The following is a 15,790-nucleotide window of genomic DNA, read 5'->3' on the forward strand; positions in this document are numbered from 1 at the left end:
GAATATTGGAGTGAGATGTAGTGAACGGCGCCGATGTAGTAGTAAAACTACAAGAACTCCGCCCAAGAACGGCGTTTCCTGGCGGCCGGCTTTTTGCCATAATGACGCCGATTTTCCGGTTCGATCGTCCAGCGAACAGACGGGCACACCCCGCACGCGGCGATCTGGCACGACCCACGTTGCGTCACCGACGCCCGGCACACGAGAGAGAAGCGGCCGCAAGGCCCAGGAAATGACATGACCACGACTCAAGCCGCCCCCCAGCAAGCCGCCACTTCCCACGTCAACCTCAGCAGCGCCGAGCTGATCGAGCGGGCGGTGGCCAGCGGGGAAGGTCGCCTGGCCGCCAACGGTGCCCTGGTGGTGAATACCGGCGCGCGCACCGGTCGCTCCCCCAAGGATCGCTACATCGTCGACGAGCCGAGCACCAGCGGTCAGATCGACTGGGGCAGCGTCAACCGCCCCTTCCCGGCGGAGCGTTTCGATGCGCTCTGGACTCGCGTCGAAGAGTACCTGGGCAGCGGCGAGTCCTATGTCTCCGAGCTGCACGTGGGCAGCGATCCGGTCCACCATCTGCCGGTGCGCGTCACCACCGAGACCGCCTGGCACAACCTGTTCGGCCGCACCATGTTCGTGCGCCCCGAGGCCTTCAATCCCTCGGCCAAGGACGAGTGGACCATCCTCAACGCCCCCTTCTTCGTATGCGACCCGGCACGGGACGGCACCAACTCCGAGGGCTGCGTGATCCTCAACTTCGCCCAGAAGAAGGTGCTGATCGCCGGCATGCGCTACGCCGGTGAGATGAAGAAGGCGATGTTCTCGGTGCTTAACTTCCTGCTGCCGGCCGCCGACGTGCTGCCGATGCACTGCTCCGCCAACGTGGGCGAGGACGGCAACACCACGCTGTTCTTTGGCCTCTCCGGCACCGGCAAGACCACCCTGTCCGCCGATCCGGCGCGTTTCCTGATCGGCGATGACGAGCACGGCTGGGGCCCGGGCACCGTCTTCAACTTCGAGGGCGGCTGCTATGCCAAGTGCATCGACCTCTCCGAGAAGAACGAGCCGATCATCTGGAACGCCATCAAGTTCGGCACCGTGCTGGAGAACGTGGTCCTCGACGACCGTCGCCAGCCGGACTTCGCCGACGACAGCCTGACCCAGAACTCCCGCGCCGCCTACCCGCTGGAGCACGTCGAGAAGCGCGTGGCCGAGAACCGCGCCGACGAGCCCAACGCCATCGTCTTCCTGACCTGCGACATGAGCGGCGTGCTGCCACCGGTCTCCGTGCTCTCCAAGGAAGCCGCGGCCTACCACTTCCTCTCCGGCTACACCGCCAAGGTCGGCTCCACCGAGGTCGGCTCCTCGGCCGGCCTCGAGGCGACCTTCTCCACCTGCTTTGGCGCGCCGTTCTTCCCGCGCCCGGCACGCGAGTACGCCGATCTGCTGATCCGCCGCGTGGCCGAGCAGGATGCCCAGGTCTACCTGGTCAACACCGGCTGGACCGGCGGCGCCTACGGCGAGGGCGGCGCGCGCTTCTCCATTCCGACCACCCGCGCCATCATCAGCGCCATCCAGTCCGGCGTGCTACGCGACGTCGAGACGCGCATGGTCGAGGGCCTGAACCTGGCCGTGCCTACCGCCGTGCCGGGCGTCGACTCCAGCCTGCTCGACCCGCGTGAGACCTGGGAAGATCAGGCCGCCTACGATCGCCACCTGGGCGAACTGGTCGCCAAGTTCGTCGACAACTTCAAGAAGTTCGACGGCGTCAACGAGGCCATCGTCAAGGCCGGCCCCAGCCTGATCTGACGGCCGACCATCGCGAACCGTTGGCCTGGCCGGCGGTCTGAAGGGGGAAGGGCACAAGTCCTTCCCCCTTTTCGTAGCCAGACGGAGACCCACATGAAGCGACGTCAATTCCTCGGACTGGTCGGTGCAGGCGGCATCGCGAGCCTGGTGCCCGGCTTTGCACTGGCGCGTCCCAAGCCCGACCTCACCCGCGCCGACGACATCGAGGTGCTGGAGCTCTCCGAGGCCGAGTGGCGTGAGCGGCTGAGCGACGCCCGCTTCGAGATTCTGCGCGAGGCGGGCACCGAGCCGGCCTACTCGAGCCCGCTCGACAAGGAGACCCGCCAGGGCGAGTACCGCTGCGCCGGCTGCGAGCTGCTGCTATTTACCAGCGACATGAAGTATGACTCCGGCACCGGCTGGCCGAGCTTCTTCGAGCATGTCGAGGGCCACCTGCTGACCAGCGTCGACTATTTCCTGGTCTTCCCGCGCACCGAATACCACTGCGCTCGCTGCGGCGGCCACCAGGGCCACATCTTCGAGGACGGCCCCGAGCCGACGGGCCTGCGCTGGTGCAACAACGGCCTGGCGCTGCGATTCGTCCCCGCCTGAATCTCGAGTGTGATACCTTGTCGTGATCGTCTGGACGTTTGATTGCCAAGGATTTCATGGACGCACACGACAAGATCATTGCCCGCCTCGCCGAGGAACTCGCCGTCCGTCCGCCGCAGGTCTCGGCCACGGTGGAGCTGCTGGATGGCGGGGCCACCGTGCCCTTCATCGCCCGCTACCGCAAGGAAGTCACCGGCGGGCTGGATGACATCCAGCTGCGCCAGCTCCACGAGCGGCTCGCCTACCTGCGCGAGCTCGAGGAGCGCCGCGGGGCGGTGCTCGCCGCGATCGACGAGCAGGGAAAGCTGACCGACGCCCTGGCCGACAGCATCCGCGCCGCCGACACCAAGCAGCGCCTGGAAGACCTCTACCTTCCCTACAAGAAGAAGCGTCGCACCAAGGCCCAGATCGCCCGCGAGGCCGGCCTCGAGCCGCTGGCCGAGGCGCTGCTCGGTGACCCGACCCTCACCCCCGAGATCGAGGCGGCCAAGTACCTTCGTGCCGCGGAGGATGACATCCCCGCCGTAGAGGACGCCAAGGCGGCCCTGGATGGCGCCAAGCAGATCCTCATGGAACGCTTCGCCGAGGACCCCGAACTGGTGGGGCGCCTGCGCGAGCGGCTATGGAGCGAGGGCGAGCTCTGTGCCCGGCTGATCGCCGGCAAGGAGCAGGAGGGTGCCAAGTTCTCCGACTACTACGAGCACGACGAGACGCTCGCCAAGGTGCCGTCGCACCGCGCGCTGGCAATGTTCCGCGGCCGCAACGAGGGCGTGCTGGCGCTGACCCTGCGCCTGCCCGGTGAGGACGAGGCGCCGATCCATCCGGCCCAGGTGGCCATTGCCAAGCACTTCTCGATCAGCGACCAGGGGCGTCCCGCCGACCGCTGGCTCGCCGAGGTGGTGCGCTGGACCTGGCGCGTCAAGCTCTACACCCACCTCGAGACCGAGCTGATGGGGCGGCTGCGCGAGCGCGCCGAGCTGGAGGCCATCGAGGTCTTCGCCGCCAATCTCAAGGATCTGCTGCTGGCCGCCCCGGCGGGACAGAAGGCGACGCTGGCCATCGATCCGGGCCTGCGTACCGGCTGCAAGGTGGCGGTGGTCGATGCCACCGGCCAGTTCCTCGAGCATGCCACCATCTATCCCCATGCGCCCCGCAACGCCTGGGCGGCCTCCCTGGCCGAGCTCTCGCGGCTCGTCAAGAAGCACGACGTGGCGCTGATCGCCGTGGGCAACGGCACCGCCAGCCGCGAGACCGACCGCCTGGCCGGCGAGCTGGTCAAGGGCATGTCCGAGACGCACCGACTGGCCAAGGTGATGGTCAGCGAGGCGGGCGCCTCGGTCTACTCCGCCTCGGAATACGCCTCCCGGGAGTTCCCGGACCTCGACGTCAGCATCCGCGGCGCGGTCTCCATCGCCCGGCGCCTGCAGGACCCGCTGGCCGAGCTGGTCAAGATCGAACCCAAGTCCATTGGCGTGGGCCAGTACCAGCACGACGTCTCCCAGCTGCAGCTCTCCAAGAGCCTCGAGGCGGTGATCGAGGACTGCGTCAACGCCGTGGGGGTGGACCTCAACACCGCCTCGAGCGCCTTGCTCTCCCGGGTCGCCGGCCTCAACACGGCGCTGGCCGACAACATCGTTGCCCGGCGTAACGCCGAGGGCGCCTTCACCAGCCGTCGGGCGCTGCTCGACGTCAGCCGCCTGGGCCCCAAGACCTTCGAGCAGTGTGCGGGCTTTCTGCGCATCATGAACGGCGACAACCCGCTGGACTCAAGCGCCGTTCACCCCGAGGCCTATCCGCTGGTGGAGCGCATCGCCCAGCGCAGCGGCCGCGAGCTGGCCGGGCTGATCGGCGACAGCGCCACCCTCAAGTCGCTCAAGCCGGCCGAGTTCGCCGATGAGCGCTTCGGCGTGCCCACCGTCAGCGATATCCTCGCCGAGCTCGACAAACCGGGCCGCGACCCGCGCCCCGAGTTCAAGGCGGCCGAGTTCCGCGAGGGCGTCGAGACGCTCAAGGATCTCGAGCCGGGCATGATCCTCGAGGGCAGCGTGACCAACGTCACCCACTTCGGCGCCTTCGTCGACATCGGCGTGCACCAGGACGGCCTGGTGCACATCTCGGCGCTCTCCGAGCGCTTCGTCGAGGACCCGCGCAGCGTGGTCAAGGCCGGCGATATCGTCCGGGTCAAGGTGATGAGCGTGGATATTCCTCGCTCGCGCATCGGCCTGACCATGCGGCTGAGCGATCAGCCGGAAGAGGCCCAGGGCGACGACCGGCCCGCCACCAAGGCCCGCCGCAGCGGCGGCGAGGCGCGCGGCAAGGGGGGGCGCGGCAACAAGGCCCCGGAGCAGGGCGGCCAGATGGGCGCCCTGGGCGCGGCGCTCCTGAAGGCCAAGAAGGGTCGCTGAGCGTGACGCGCCGCTGCCCTTGAAGCGACATGCGGCGGCGCCCTAATCTGATGCTTGTCGGGCGCCCAGGCGCCCGCTTTTTTCCATATGGTGACCAACTTGTCCGAATCGCTTATCGCCCGCGTCGATCGACTCAAGGGGCTGGCCGACCAGGGGCGCGTCGGCCGACTGCGTCGCGGCATCGAAAAGGAGGGGCTGCGCGTCGACGGCGAGGGGCGCATCGCCGCCACGCCGCATCCGGCCGCCCTGGGGTCCAAGCTGACCCATCCGCACATCACCACCGACTACTCCGAGGCGCTGCTGGAGTACATCACGCCGGTCTACTGTCGGCCGGGCGATGCCATGGCCTTCCTCGCCGACCTGCACCGCTTCAGCTACCGCCACCTGGGCGCTGAGCTGATTTGGCCGGCCAGCATGCCGGCGCGACTCGACGGCAACGACAGCGTGCCCATCGCCGACTACGGCGACTCCAACATCGGCGTGATGAAGACCGTCTATCGCAAGGGGCTGGACCTGCGCTACGGGCGGATCATGCAGTCCATCGCCGGGGTGCACTACAACGTCTCGCTGCCCGATGATCTCTGGCAGCTGCTGCGCGAGCTCGAGGGCAACACCGACACGTCTCTCGAGGACTACCGCTCGGCGCGCTACTTCGGCCTGATCCGCAACTTCCGTCGCCACAGCTGGCTGCTGCTCTACCTGTTCGGCGCCTCGCCGGCGCTCGATCGCAGCTTCCTCCCGGACGGCCGGGTGCCCGAGAAGCTCGCGCCCCATGGCGAGAGCACCCTGGTGTCGCGCCATGCCACCAGCCTGCGCATGTCGGATCTGGGCTACCAGAACAAGGTCCAGGAGCAGCTCAAGATCTGCTTCAACTCGCTCTCCAACTACGTCAACACCCTGCGTCACGCCATCGCCACCCCGTGGCAGGATTACCGGCGGCTGGGCGTGGACGAGGGTGGCGAGTGGCGCCAGCTCAACGCCAACATCCTGCAGATCGAGAACGAGTACTACAGCGATATCCGCCCCAAGCGGGTGGCGCGCCACGACGAGACCCCCAGCCAGGCGCTGGAGGCCCGCGGGGTCGAGTACATCGAGGTGCGCTGCCTGGACCTCAATCCCTTCCTGCCGCTGGGCGTCGACGAGACCCAGATCCGCTTCCTCGACACCTTCCTGATGTGGTGCCTGCTCAGCGAGAGCCCGTGGATCCCCGACGACGAGTGCGATCGGCTGGACGACAACCGTCGCCTGGTGGTCGAGCGCGGCCGGGACCCGGCCCTGCGCCTGCTTCAGGACGGCCGGCATCGCTCCATCGCCGACTGGGGCGGAGAAATACTCGCCGAGATGGTCCCGGTGGCCGAGCTGCTCGACCGGCTGGAGGAGGGCGAGCCCCACGGCGAGGCCCTGGCCGCCCTGACGCCGCTGCTGGAGGATCCGGCCCTGACGCCCTCCGGGCGGCTGCTGGCTCGTCTCGAGTCGACCGGCGAGTCCTTCCTCGAGGCCATGCTCGGCCTCGCTCGTGAACAGGCCGAGGGCTTTCGCGATACTCCCATGGACCCGGCCCGGGAGGCCCTGTTCGACGAACTGGTGGCGAGTTCCCGCGACCAGCAGGCGGACCTCGAGGCCGCTGACGAGGAGGACTTCGATACCTTCCTGGCCCGCTACTTCGAGCGCGCCCGCGAGGTCCGAAGCGTCACCCCCCTGCAGGCGGGGGAGCGCTCATGATCGACGATCTGCGGCGCCTGGACGTGCGCGCCTGGAGTCTCGCCGGGCTCGCCTTCTGCGTGCTGATGATGGGCGTGGCCCTCGCGCTCGAACATGTCGTCGGCCTGGAGCCCTGCCCGCTCTGCATCCTCCAGCGCCTCGCGGTGCTGGCCGCCGCCGCGGTGTTCCTGGTGGCTGCGATCCACAACCCCGTCGGGCGGCTGGGGGCGGTGCTCTACGGCCTGCTGTCGCTTGCCGCCGTGGGCGGCGGCATCGCCGTGGCGGGGCGTCATCTGTGGCTGCAGTCGCTGCCGGCGGACCAGGTGCCGAGCTGCGGCCCGGGGCTCGACTACATGATGGAGATCCTGCCCTGGCAGCAGGTGCTGTCCCAGGTGCTTTCCGGTTCCGGGGAGTGCGCCGAGATCGGCATCCGGGTGCTGGGCCTCTCGCTGCCCGGCTGGACCCTGGTCGGCTTTCTGATCCTCGCGCTGGTCCCGCTGGGCCTGCTGCTCGCGGCCAACCGGACGCGTGGCGGCTACCACTGGGCCGGCTAGGCGATCCGCGTGAGCGTCCGCCATCCGGCGACCCGGGAGGAGATCGACCGGGCCTACGACCCCATGCGGGGCCGCGATGGCGAGGCCCTGATCGCCGACTGGCGCTCGCGCAGCGCCCGGTCGCGCGAGCGCCTGCGCCTGATCCCCGACGTGGCCTACGGGCCGACGCTGGCCGAGCGCATGGACGTCTTCCCCGGCAGTGAGCCGGGCGGCCCGGTGCACCTGTTCTTGCATGGCGGCTATTGGCGCGCGCTGAGCCACGACGAGTTCGGCTTCGTCGCCGACGGCCTGGTGGCCGCGGGCATCAGCGTGGCGGTGGTCAACTACGCGCTCTGTCCCGAGGTGCGCTTCGGTGAAATCGTCCGCCAGAGCCGCGCGGCGGTGGCGTGGATGCATCGCCACGGCGCCTCGCTCGGCGTGGACCCGGGCCGGCTCAGCGTCTCCGGCCACTCCGCGGGCGGGCACCTCTGCGCCATGCTGCTCGCCACCCGCTGGGAGGAGGAGTACGGCCTGCCCCGCGACCTGATCCGCGGGGCGCTGTCGATCAGCGGCCTCTACGACCTCGCCCCCTTTCCCCGCTCCTGGCTGCAGCCCAAGCTCCGGCTCACCGACCGCGACGTGATCGACTATAGCCCCGTGCGCCAGCCGTGCCGATCACCGGCCAGAGTGAAGCTGGTCGCCGGGGGCGAGGAGCCCGAGGCGTTCGCCGGCCAGATGGCAGCCCAGGCCGCGCACCTGCGCGGGCAGGGATGCGCGGTCGACAGCGCGCTGCTGCCCGGCGACGATCACTTCTCGATCCTCGATCACTATCGCCCCGGCGGGCGCTTAGTCGACGAGATCGTCGCCTTCCATCGCTGATGGCGCGCGGTCTACACCCCCAGGTAGCGCGCGCGCAGCGACTCGTCCAAGGCCTCCGGCCGGCCCGTCCAGGCCGTGCGGCCCTTCTCCAGGATGGTGCAGCGGTCGGCCACCGGCAGCAGCTCGCCGAGCGACTTGTCGACGATCAGGATCGACTGACCCTCGGCCTTGAGCCGGCGTAGCGCCGACCAGATCTCCTGGCGGATCACCGGGGCCAGGCCCTCGGTGGCCTCGTCGAGCACCAGCAGGCGGGGGTTGGTCATCAGCGCCCGGCCGATGGCGAGCATCTGCTGCTCGCCGCCGGACAGGGTGTCGGCCATCTGCGCTCGCCGCTCGGCCAGCCGCGGGAAGAGCGCCTCGACGCCTGCCTGGTCCCAGGGCCCGGGTCGGGCGGTGGCGACGAGGTTCTCGCGCACCGAGAGGTTGGGAAAGCAGCGGCGCCCCTCCGGCACCAGCCCCAGGCCGCGTCGGGCGATGCGAAAGGCCGGCAGGCGTCGCATGTCCCGCCCCTCGAACTCGATGCGGCCTCGTCGCGCTGGGGTCAGGCCGAAGAGCGAGCGGATGGTGGTGGTCTTGCCCATGCCGTTGCGGCCCATCAGCGCCACCATCTCGCCGGCCTCGACGTGGAGGCTGACGCCGAACAGCGCCTGGGACGGCCCGTAGCAGGTCTCGAGGTCGGTGATCGTGAGCATCTCAGTCTCCCAGGTAGGCCGCCTGCACGCGCGGGTCGCGGCGGATGGCCTCGACGTCGCCGTGGGCGATGACGCGGCCGTCGACCAGCACGGAGAGCCGGTCCGCCAGCCGGAAGACCGCGTCCATGTCGTGCTCGATCAGCAGGATGGGCACCTCGCGCTTGAGGGTCTCGAGTAGCTCGGTGAGCCGCGCCGAGCCCTCGGGCCCGAGGCCGGCCATCGGCTCGTCGAGCAGCAGCGCGCGGGGCTCGAGCACCAGCGCACAGGCCACCTCCACCTGGCGGCGCTCGCCATGGGAGAGCGCCGCGACCGGGGTGTCGGCGCGGTGGCCCAGGTGCACCCGTTCGAGCGCCTCGCGGGCGGGGGCCAGCAGGAGAGCATCGCGGGCGACCGGCCGCCAGAAGCGGAAGCTGTGGCCCGCCCGCGCCTGGGCGCCGATCATCACGTTGCGCAGGGCGCTGAGCGGCTCGGCCAGCGACGAGACCTGGAAGCTCCGACCCAGGCCGAGGCGGGCCCGCGCGGCGACGCCCAGGCCGGTGATGTCGCGCCCCGCGAGGCGAATGCGCCCCGCGTCGGGCCTGAGGCTGCCGGCGATCTGGGCGATCAGGGTCGACTTGCCGGCCCCGTTGGGGCCGATCAAGGCATGGATCTCGCCGGCGCGCAGCGTCAGCGAGACATCATGGGTGGCCTGAAGGGCGCCGAAGCGCTTGTGCAGGCCCTCGATCGACAGCACCGTCTCAGCCATGCGGCGTCCCCCCGGCGAGCCAGCCGATCACGCCCTGCCGGGCGAAGAGCACCACGCCGAGCAGCACCAGGCCGAGGAAGAAGAGCCAGTATTCGGTCAGCCCGCCCAGCAGGGTTTCCATCAGCACGTAGACGATGGCGCCGGCCAGCGGCCCGAAGAGGCGACCGACCCCGCCGAGGATGACGATCACCATCAGCTCGCCGGAGAAATGCCAGCTGAGCATGGCGGGGCTGACGAAGCCGTTGAGGTCGGCGTAGAGGGCGCCGGCGAGCCCGGTGATCATGGCCGAGATGACGAAGGCCGTGAGGCGGATGGGGTAGGGCGAGATGCCGGCGGTCGCCAGGCGCGTCTCGTTGAGCCGCGCCATGGTCAGGGCGGCGCCGAAGCGCGACCCCATCAGCCGCGCGGTGATCGCCATGGCGGCAAGCAGCAGGGCGAAGCAGACCAGGAAGAAGCTCAGCGGATCCTGGCTGTCGATCAGCGGCAGGCCGTTGCGCAGGTAGATCGGCAGGCCGTCCTGGCCGCCGTAGCTCGGCCAGGAGTTGGCGAAGTAGTAGACCATCTGGGCGAAGGCCAGGGTGATCATGATGAAGTAGACCCCGGAGGTACGCAGCGAGACGGCGCCGATGGCGAGCGCCAGCAGGCCGCAGGCGAGTAGCGCCACCGCCCATATCACCAGCATGTCGTCGCTGCCGGGCAGGCCCATCAGCAGGCTGCCGTCGAAGGCGTGATAGGCACTGATGCCCGCCACGTAGCCGCCCACGCCGAAGTAGGCGGCATGCCCGAAGCTGATCATGCCGCCATGGCCGAGCGCCAGGTTGAGCCCCACCCCCGCCATCGCCACCAGCACGATGCGGGTGGCCAGGTTGACGTAGTAGGCTTCGCCCAGCAGATGGGCCACTAGCGGAGCCAGCAGGGTCAGCGTCAGCAGAGCGACGTGGACCAGCCCCTGGCGGCCGAGGCGGGGGGCGCCCATGGGAGCGGCGGCGGTGTCGTGGGGACGCTCGGTCGAGTGCTCAGTCATGGGCGGCGAAGAGTCCCTGCGGCTTGAAGGCGAGGATGACGGCCATGAGGATGTAGATCAGCATGGCGGCGAGGGCGGTGCCCACCCCGGCGGCCTCGGAGGGGCTCATGAAGAGGCCGAACAGCGCCGGCAGGAAGATGCGTCCCAGGGTATCCACCACGCCGACCAGGATCGCCCCCAGCAGCGCGCCCTTGATGGAGCCGATGCCGCCGATCACGATCACCACGAAGGCCAGGATCAGCACCGGCTCGCCCATGCCCACCTGCACCGATTGCAGCGCCCCCACCAGGGAGCCGGCGAGCCCCGCTAGGGCGGCTCCCAGGGCGAACACCAGGGTGTAGAGCCGGCGGATGTCGATGCCCAGGGCGCCGATCATCTCGCGATCGCTCTCGCCGGCGCGGATGCGCATGCCCAGGCGCGTGCGCGAGATCAGCAGGTAGAGGCCGGCGGCGATGAGCACCCCCACGGCGATGATCATCAGCCGATAGACCGGATAGCGGGCGCCGCCGGGCAGGGCCACCGAGCCCGCAAGCCATTCCGGCGGGCTGAGCCAGAGCGGCGAGGAGCCGAACAGCCAGCGCGTGCCCTCGGAGAAGATCAGGATCAGCGCGAAGGTGGCGAGCACCTGATCCAGGTGCGAACGGTGATAGAGGCGACGTATCACCAGCAGCTCCACCACGGCGCCCGCGGCGGCGGCCGCGAGGCTGCCGGCGGCTAGGCCCAGCAGGAAGGAGCCGGTCGAGGCGGTAGTGAGGGCGGTCACGTAGGCGCCGACCATGTAGAAGGAGCCGTGGGCCAGGTTGATCAGCCCCATGACGCCGAACACCAGCGTCAGGCCGCTGGCCATCAGGAACAGCATGGTGCCGAGCTGCAGGCCGTTGATGAGTTGCTCGATCAGCAGGGTCGCGCTCACGTCAAAAGGTCCAGGGTCGGGAAGCGGGGGAGCCGGGCCGCGAGCGGCCCGGGGGCGGGATCACATCCGGCACTGCTCGGCGTAGACGTCCTGGATGTCCTCGATGGCGAGGCCGACCAGGCGGTTGGTGGGCTTGCCGTCCGTGCCCTCGACCACCTCGCGGACGTAGATGTCCTGGATCGGGTGCTGGTTGGGGCCGAAGCGGAAGTCGCCGCGCACCGAGGCGAAATCGGCCGCGCGCAGGGCCTCGCGGAAGGCGTCCTGGTCGTCGGGGTGCGCCTCGTCCAGGGCGCTCAGGATCAGGCGCGCGGTGTCGTAGCCCTGGGCCGCGTAGAGGGTCGGGGTGCGCTCGTGGGCCGCCCGGAAGGCCTCGACGAAGGCCCGGTTGGCCGCGTTGTCCAGATCGTAGGCCCACTCTGAGGTGTTCATGGCGCCGATCGCCGCCTGGCCGACCGCCTGGATGATGATCTCGTCGAAGGAGAAGGCCGCGCCGAACACCGGCATCTCGACGCCCGAGTTCTGCCACTGCTTCATGAAGGAGATGCCCATGCCGCCGGGCAGGAAGAAGAACAGGCTGTCGGCCTCGCTGGCGCGGATCTGGGCGATCTCGGCGGCGTAGTCGGTCTGGCCGAGCTGGGTGTAGAGCTCGTCGACCACCTCGCCGCCATCCACCTCGCCCTCATAGAGGTGCTTGAAGCCGGCCAGGGCGTCGGTGCCGGCGGGGTAGTTGGGGGCCATCAGCAGCGGGCGCTCGAAGCCCTGCTCGCGCATGTAGGCGCCCATGGCGCCGTGCAGGTTGTCGTTCTGGTAGGCCACGTTGAAGTAGTTCTCGTGGCACAGGCGACCGGCCAGCGCCGAGGGGCCGGCATTGGGCGAGAGGTAGAAGGTGCCCTGTCGCACCACCGAGGGCACCACGGCCATGGCCAGGTTGGACCAGATGATGCCGGTCATGATGTCGACCTCATCGCGCTGCATGAACTCGTTGGAGAGCGTCTTGGCGAGGTCCGGGCGACGGGCGTCGTCCTGGATCAGCACCTCGATGTCGTCGCGCGCCGCCTGGTCGATGGCGAGCATGAAGCCGTCGCGCACGTCGACGCCGAGATGCGAGCCGCCGCCCGAGAGCGTGGTGATCATGCCGATCCGGACTTCCTCGGCCTGGACCGTGGCCACGGCGGTCGTCATCAGCAGGCCGAGGCCGGCGCGGGTCAGCTTGTTCATGGAAATGCCCTCTGGTGTCCTGATGGGTTCATGCCGGAAGAGGCCGCACCGCGAGCTCGCTGCGCCGGTGCCGGCAATATCTCGCCGCTTTGTCGTTTAGGTCGATACCCTGTCGCTCGTCTCGGTACCGTACTATGAAAGCGCCGGCGGCCTCTCCACGCTGTGCTATCGCTTTGCCACCGCGCTTCTGCGCCGGCGGGCTGCCGGGGGCGCCACAAGGATCGCCTCGACCGACGCCCCAGGATTGACACCGTCATCGGCAGGCGCGAGTCTGGTGTCTCGCGGGCCGCGCATGCCGTCGCTACCGGCCGTCGAGCAAGGGAGGTGTCCATGCTGGAAGATTGCACGAATGCCCAGGAACGCTGGGGTGGTGTCCACCAGCTGATCGATCGTTGGCTCGAGGCGCGTCGTGCGCTGCTGGTCCACTTCGTCGATCTCAAGGCATCCTGCGATGCCGAGTTGGAGGCGGTGTCAAAGGCCCATATCGATGCCTTCAGCGAGCTGCTGATGGACTACATCAGCGCCGGCCACTTCGAGATCTATCCGCAGCTGCGCGAGGAGGCCCGTGCCTTCGACGACGAGCCCGCCCTGGCGCTGGCCGACCGGCTGATGGAGCGGCTCGAGATGTCCACCGAGCTGGTGCTCGCCTTCGACGAGGACTACGCCTCCTCGGCGCGCTGCGAACAGCACCTCGCGCGGTTGCCGGCCTGGATCGATCGCCTCACCAAGGGGCTCGGCGAACGCTTCGAGCTCGAGGATCAGTTGATCGCCCGGCTGCACGCGGCCCACTCGCCCGATGCCATTCGCACCGAGGCCGACTCCCGGGCCTGAGCGGCTCGATGGCGTTGCCGGTGCGTGGCACCAAAAGACCCCATGGGATGTCGTGTCCCATGGGGTCTTGTCGTTTCTCGGCGGTAAGGCTCACTCGGCGGGCCTAGCCGCAGGTCGAATTGAGTTTTGTGCAGTGCAGGCATAACATCTTGGCGGTTCGCATTCCGGCCAGGGTGGGCAGCCGGTCCACCGGGCTTATCCTCACGGCGACAACCCGCGCGTTGACAACCCAAGGAGCCACCATGAAAGACCCCGTCCGTATTGCCATCACCGGTGCTGCCGGCCAGATCAGCTACTCCCTCGCCTTCCGCATCGCCTCCGGCGACATGCTCGGCAAGGACCAGCCGGTCATCCTGCAGCTGCTGGAGATCACCCCGGCCATGGACGCCCTCAACGGCGTGGTGATGGAGCTCAACGACTGTGCCTTCCCGCTGGTGCAGGACATCGTGGCCACCGACGACGCCAACGTTGCCTTCAAGGATGCCGATTTCGCCCTGCTGGTCGGCGCGCGTCCGCGCGGTCCGGGCATGGAGCGCAAGGACCTGCTCGAGGCCAACGCCGCGATCTTCTCCGTTCAGGGCAAGGCGCTGAACGACCACGCCAGCCGCGACGTGCGGGTGCTGGTGGTCGGCAACCCGGCCAACACCAACGCCCTGATCGCCTCCTGCAATGCGCCGGACCTGGATGCGGGTCAGTTCACCGCGATGATGCGCCTGGATCACAACCGCGCCAAGACGCAGCTGGCCCAGAAGGCCGACAAGCACGTCACCGACGTCGAGTCCATGGTGGTGTGGGGCAACCACAGCGCGACCCAGTACCCGGATCTGGCGCACTGCAAGGTCGCCGGTACCCCGGCCCTCGAGCTGGTCGACCGCGAGTGGTACGAGAACGACTTCATCCCCACCGTGCAGCAGCGCGGCGCCGCCATCATCAAGGCGCGCGGGGCCTCCTCCGCGGCGTCTGCCGCCTCCGCCGCCATCGATCACATGCGTGACTGGGCGCTGGGCACCGACGAAGTGGTCAGCATGGGCATTCCCGCCGACGGCAGCTACGGCGTCGAACCGGGCATCATGTACTCCTACCCGGTGGTCTGCAAGAACGGTCAGTACGAGATCGTTCAGGGCCTTTCGATCGACGAGTTCAGCCGCGGCCGCATGCAGGCGACCGAGAACGAGCTGCGCGAAGAGCGCGCCGCCGTCGAGCACCTGCTGGGCTAAGCATCGCCTCTGTCGCGACACGAAAAACCCCGCCGGCCGGCGGGGTTTTTTGCGTCTGGGCATTGCCTGGATGGTCGAGGCGAGCGGCTCAGTCGCGCAGGCTGATGATGCGCCAGCCGCGGGCCTCGGCCACCTCGCGAAGGCTCGGGTCGGGGTCCACCGCCACCGGGTGCTCGACCTCCTCGAGCAGTGCCAGGTCGTTATGGGAATCGCTGTAGAACCAGCTGCCGTCCAGGGTCAAGTCGCGGTCGGCGAGCCATGCCTCGAGCCGCTGGACCTTGCCCTCGCGGTAGCTGGGGATGCCCAGCGCGCGACCGGTATAGCGGCCGTCGACCTTCTCGGGCTCCACGGCGATCAGCTCGTCGATGCCCAGGCGCTCGGCGATGGGGCCGGTGATGAAGCGATTGGTGGCGGTGATGATCATCAGGGTGTCGCCGCGCGAGCGGTGGCGTGCCACCAGCTCCTCGCCCCGGGAGAGGATGTGCGGCTCGATCTTGCTCGCCATGAACTGCTGGTGCCAGGAGGCGAGCTGCTCGGGACTGTTTGCCGCCAGCGGCTGCAGCGCTACCTCGAGGAAGGCCTGCATGTCCAGGGTGCCCGCCTCGTAGTCGGCCATGAAGCGGTCGTTGGCCTCCCGGTAGGCGACCGGGTCGACGGCTCCCTGTTCCAGCAGGAACTCGCCCCAGGCATGGTCGCTGTCGATCGACAGCAGCGTGTTGTCCAGGTCGAAGATGGCCAGGCTCACTGCGTTCCCCTCGGGTGTTGTTGATTTGGATGGACGCGCGCGGTGCGGTCACGGCAAGGACATCGATTATGGCAGAAGCGATGACGCGCTTCGAGCGCCTGAGCCGGGCGGGTTGGCCGCTTGGCTAAGGCTTGTATCCTGAATTCAAGCAATAAGTGCAGCACCTGCGGTATCCAGGGCTCCTGAGTATTCCCCCAGGAATACCTGTGCCGGTGTCCGATAGCCGAGCCGTTTTCGAGGGCGGTCATTCAGCTTCCTGAGCACCCTGCGAAGCTCGGCATCGGTGACCTGGCGGAAGTCCGTTCCCTTGGGAAAGTACTGCCGTATCAGGCCATTGGTGTTCTCGTTGGTCCCACGCTGCCCGGAGCAGTAGGGATCACAGAAGTATGTCGCTGCTGTCACTGCCTTGGACACGGCTTGGTGCTCGGCGAATTCGGAGCCATTGTCCAGCGTGATGGTCTGGACCGCGCCCCGACGAGGTTTCAGTAGG

The 15,790-nt window shown here is 68.7% G+C and carries 15 protein-coding genes; 8 read left to right on the forward strand and 7 right to left on the reverse strand.

Features of this window, described 5'->3' with window-relative positions:
- Window positions 1–237: 237 nt before the first annotated feature.
- The 6 genes from BM388_RS06660 to BM388_RS06685 all read left to right on the forward strand — a co-directional run bounded on the left by BM388_RS06660 (window position 238) and on the right by BM388_RS06685 (window position 7,915).
- Entirely contained in the window at window positions 238–1,806 is a 1,569-nt protein-coding gene (locus tag BM388_RS06660; RefSeq protein WP_089848446.1) for a phosphoenolpyruvate carboxykinase, read from the forward strand.
- Window positions 1,807–1,899: 93 nt separating this feature from the next.
- Window positions 1,900–2,397: a peptide-methionine (R)-S-oxide reductase MsrB gene (gene msrB, locus BM388_RS06665; RefSeq protein ID WP_089848448.1), complete on the forward strand. Its 498-nt coding sequence runs from the start codon at window positions 1,900–1,902 to the stop codon at window positions 2,395–2,397.
- Between the two features lie 56 nt (window positions 2,398–2,453).
- A complete protein-coding gene (locus BM388_RS06670; RefSeq protein ID WP_089848450.1) occupies window positions 2,454–4,802 on the forward strand; it encodes a Tex family protein in 2,349 nt (782 codons plus the stop codon).
- 87 nt (window positions 4,803–4,889) lie between these two features.
- Window positions 4,890–6,524: a glutamate--cysteine ligase gene (gene gshA / locus BM388_RS06675; protein WP_089848452.1), complete on the forward strand. Its 1,635-nt coding sequence runs from the start codon at window positions 4,890–4,892 to the stop codon at window positions 6,522–6,524.
- Window positions 6,521–7,057 (forward strand): disulfide bond formation protein B, encoded by a 537-nt coding sequence (locus BM388_RS06680; protein ID WP_089848454.1) that lies wholly within the window; start codon window positions 6,521–6,523, stop codon window positions 7,055–7,057. The genes gshA and BM388_RS06680 overlap by 4 nt, the downstream gene beginning before the upstream one ends.
- 9 nt (window positions 7,058–7,066) lie before the next feature.
- Window positions 7,067–7,915 carry an alpha/beta hydrolase gene (locus BM388_RS06685; RefSeq protein WP_089848455.1) on the forward strand — a complete coding sequence of 283 codons (849 nt, stop codon included), beginning with the start codon at window positions 7,067–7,069 and terminating at the stop codon, window positions 7,913–7,915.
- Between the two features lie 11 nt (window positions 7,916–7,926).
- Here BM388_RS06685 and BM388_RS06690 read toward each other — a convergent pair whose 3' ends face one another.
- From BM388_RS06690 to BM388_RS06710, 5 genes are read right to left on the reverse strand one after another with little or no spacing between them, the layout of a single operon-like run.
- A complete protein-coding gene (locus BM388_RS06690; protein ID WP_089848457.1) occupies window positions 7,927–8,607 on the reverse strand; it encodes an ABC transporter ATP-binding protein in 681 nt (226 codons plus the stop codon).
- A 1-nt stretch (window position 8,608) separates the two neighbouring features.
- The gene (locus BM388_RS06695; protein ID WP_089848459.1) at window positions 8,609–9,352 is read right to left on the reverse strand and encodes an ABC transporter ATP-binding protein; all 744 of its coding nucleotides are present in this window, start codon (window positions 9,350–9,352) and stop codon (window positions 8,609–8,611) included.
- Window positions 9,345–10,328 carry a branched-chain amino acid ABC transporter permease gene (locus BM388_RS06700; protein ID WP_089848476.1) on the reverse strand — a complete coding sequence of 328 codons (984 nt, stop codon included), beginning with the start codon at window positions 10,326–10,328 and terminating at the stop codon, window positions 9,345–9,347. The genes BM388_RS06695 and BM388_RS06700 overlap by 8 nt, the downstream gene beginning before the upstream one ends.
- Window positions 10,329–10,368: 40 nt before the next feature.
- A complete protein-coding gene (locus BM388_RS06705) occupies window positions 10,369–11,289 on the reverse strand; it encodes a branched-chain amino acid ABC transporter permease (RefSeq protein WP_089848461.1) in 921 nt (306 codons plus the stop codon).
- Window positions 11,290–11,349: 60 nt separating this feature from the next.
- Window positions 11,350–12,507, reverse strand: coding sequence for an ABC transporter substrate-binding protein (locus BM388_RS06710; protein ID WP_089848463.1), 1,158 nt, complete (start codon window positions 12,505–12,507; stop codon window positions 11,350–11,352).
- 330 nt (window positions 12,508–12,837) lie between these two features.
- Here BM388_RS06710 and rsd point away from each other — a divergent pair, with 330 nt between their 5' ends.
- Window positions 12,838–13,338 (forward strand): sigma D regulator, encoded by a 501-nt coding sequence (rsd, locus tag BM388_RS06715; protein WP_089848465.1) that lies wholly within the window; start codon window positions 12,838–12,840, stop codon window positions 13,336–13,338.
- Between the two features lie 242 nt (window positions 13,339–13,580).
- A complete protein-coding gene (locus tag BM388_RS06720) occupies window positions 13,581–14,555 on the forward strand; it encodes a malate dehydrogenase (RefSeq protein WP_089848467.1) in 975 nt (324 codons plus the stop codon).
- Between the two features lie 88 nt (window positions 14,556–14,643).
- Here BM388_RS06720 and BM388_RS06725 read toward each other — a convergent pair whose 3' ends face one another.
- Both BM388_RS06725 and BM388_RS06730 read right to left on the reverse strand, forming a co-directional pair.
- Window positions 14,644–15,300 (reverse strand): histidinol-phosphatase, encoded by a 657-nt coding sequence (locus tag BM388_RS06725; protein ID WP_089848469.1) that lies wholly within the window; start codon window positions 15,298–15,300, stop codon window positions 14,644–14,646.
- A 144-nt stretch (window positions 15,301–15,444) separates the two neighbouring features.
- A partial coding sequence (locus BM388_RS06730; RefSeq protein WP_139233902.1) for an IS30 family transposase occupies window positions 15,445–15,790 on the reverse strand: 346 nt, incomplete at its 5' end.

This window comes from Halomonas saccharevitans (assembly GCF_900116405.1).
GTDB lineage: Bacteria > Pseudomonadota > Gammaproteobacteria > Pseudomonadales > Halomonadaceae > Halomonas > Halomonas saccharevitans.

What these genes read in the sequence shown, in the direction of transcription:
- BM388_RS06690 (WP_089848457.1), bottom strand. Translation starts at nt 8,607, where the DNA reads ATGCTCACGATCACCGACCTCGAGACCTGCTACGGGCCGTCCCAGGCG.
- BM388_RS06695 (WP_089848459.1), bottom strand. Translation starts at nt 9,352, where the DNA reads ATGGCTGAGACGGTGCTGTCGATCGAGGGCCTGCACAAGCGCTTCGGC.
- gshA (WP_089848452.1), top strand. Translation starts at nt 4,890, where the DNA reads ATGGTGACCAACTTGTCCGAATCGCTTATCGCCCGCGTCGATCGACTC.
- BM388_RS06710 (WP_089848463.1), bottom strand. Translation starts at nt 12,507, where the DNA reads ATGAACAAGCTGACCCGCGCCGGCCTCGGCCTGCTGATGACGACCGCC.
- BM388_RS06670 (WP_089848450.1), top strand. Translation starts at nt 2,454, where the DNA reads ATGGACGCACACGACAAGATCATTGCCCGCCTCGCCGAGGAACTCGCC.
- rsd (WP_089848465.1), top strand. Translation starts at nt 12,838, where the DNA reads ATGCTGGAAGATTGCACGAATGCCCAGGAACGCTGGGGTGGTGTCCAC.
- msrB (WP_089848448.1), top strand. Translation starts at nt 1,900, where the DNA reads ATGAAGCGACGTCAATTCCTCGGACTGGTCGGTGCAGGCGGCATCGCG.
- BM388_RS06720 (WP_089848467.1), top strand. Translation starts at nt 13,581, where the DNA reads ATGAAAGACCCCGTCCGTATTGCCATCACCGGTGCTGCCGGCCAGATC.
- BM388_RS06660 (WP_089848446.1), top strand. Translation starts at nt 238, where the DNA reads ATGACCACGACTCAAGCCGCCCCCCAGCAAGCCGCCACTTCCCACGTC.
- BM388_RS06680 (WP_089848454.1), top strand. Translation starts at nt 6,521, where the DNA reads ATGATCGACGATCTGCGGCGCCTGGACGTGCGCGCCTGGAGTCTCGCC.
- BM388_RS06700 (WP_089848476.1), bottom strand. Translation starts at nt 10,328, where the DNA reads ATGGGCGCCCCCCGCCTCGGCCGCCAGGGGCTGGTCCACGTCGCTCTG.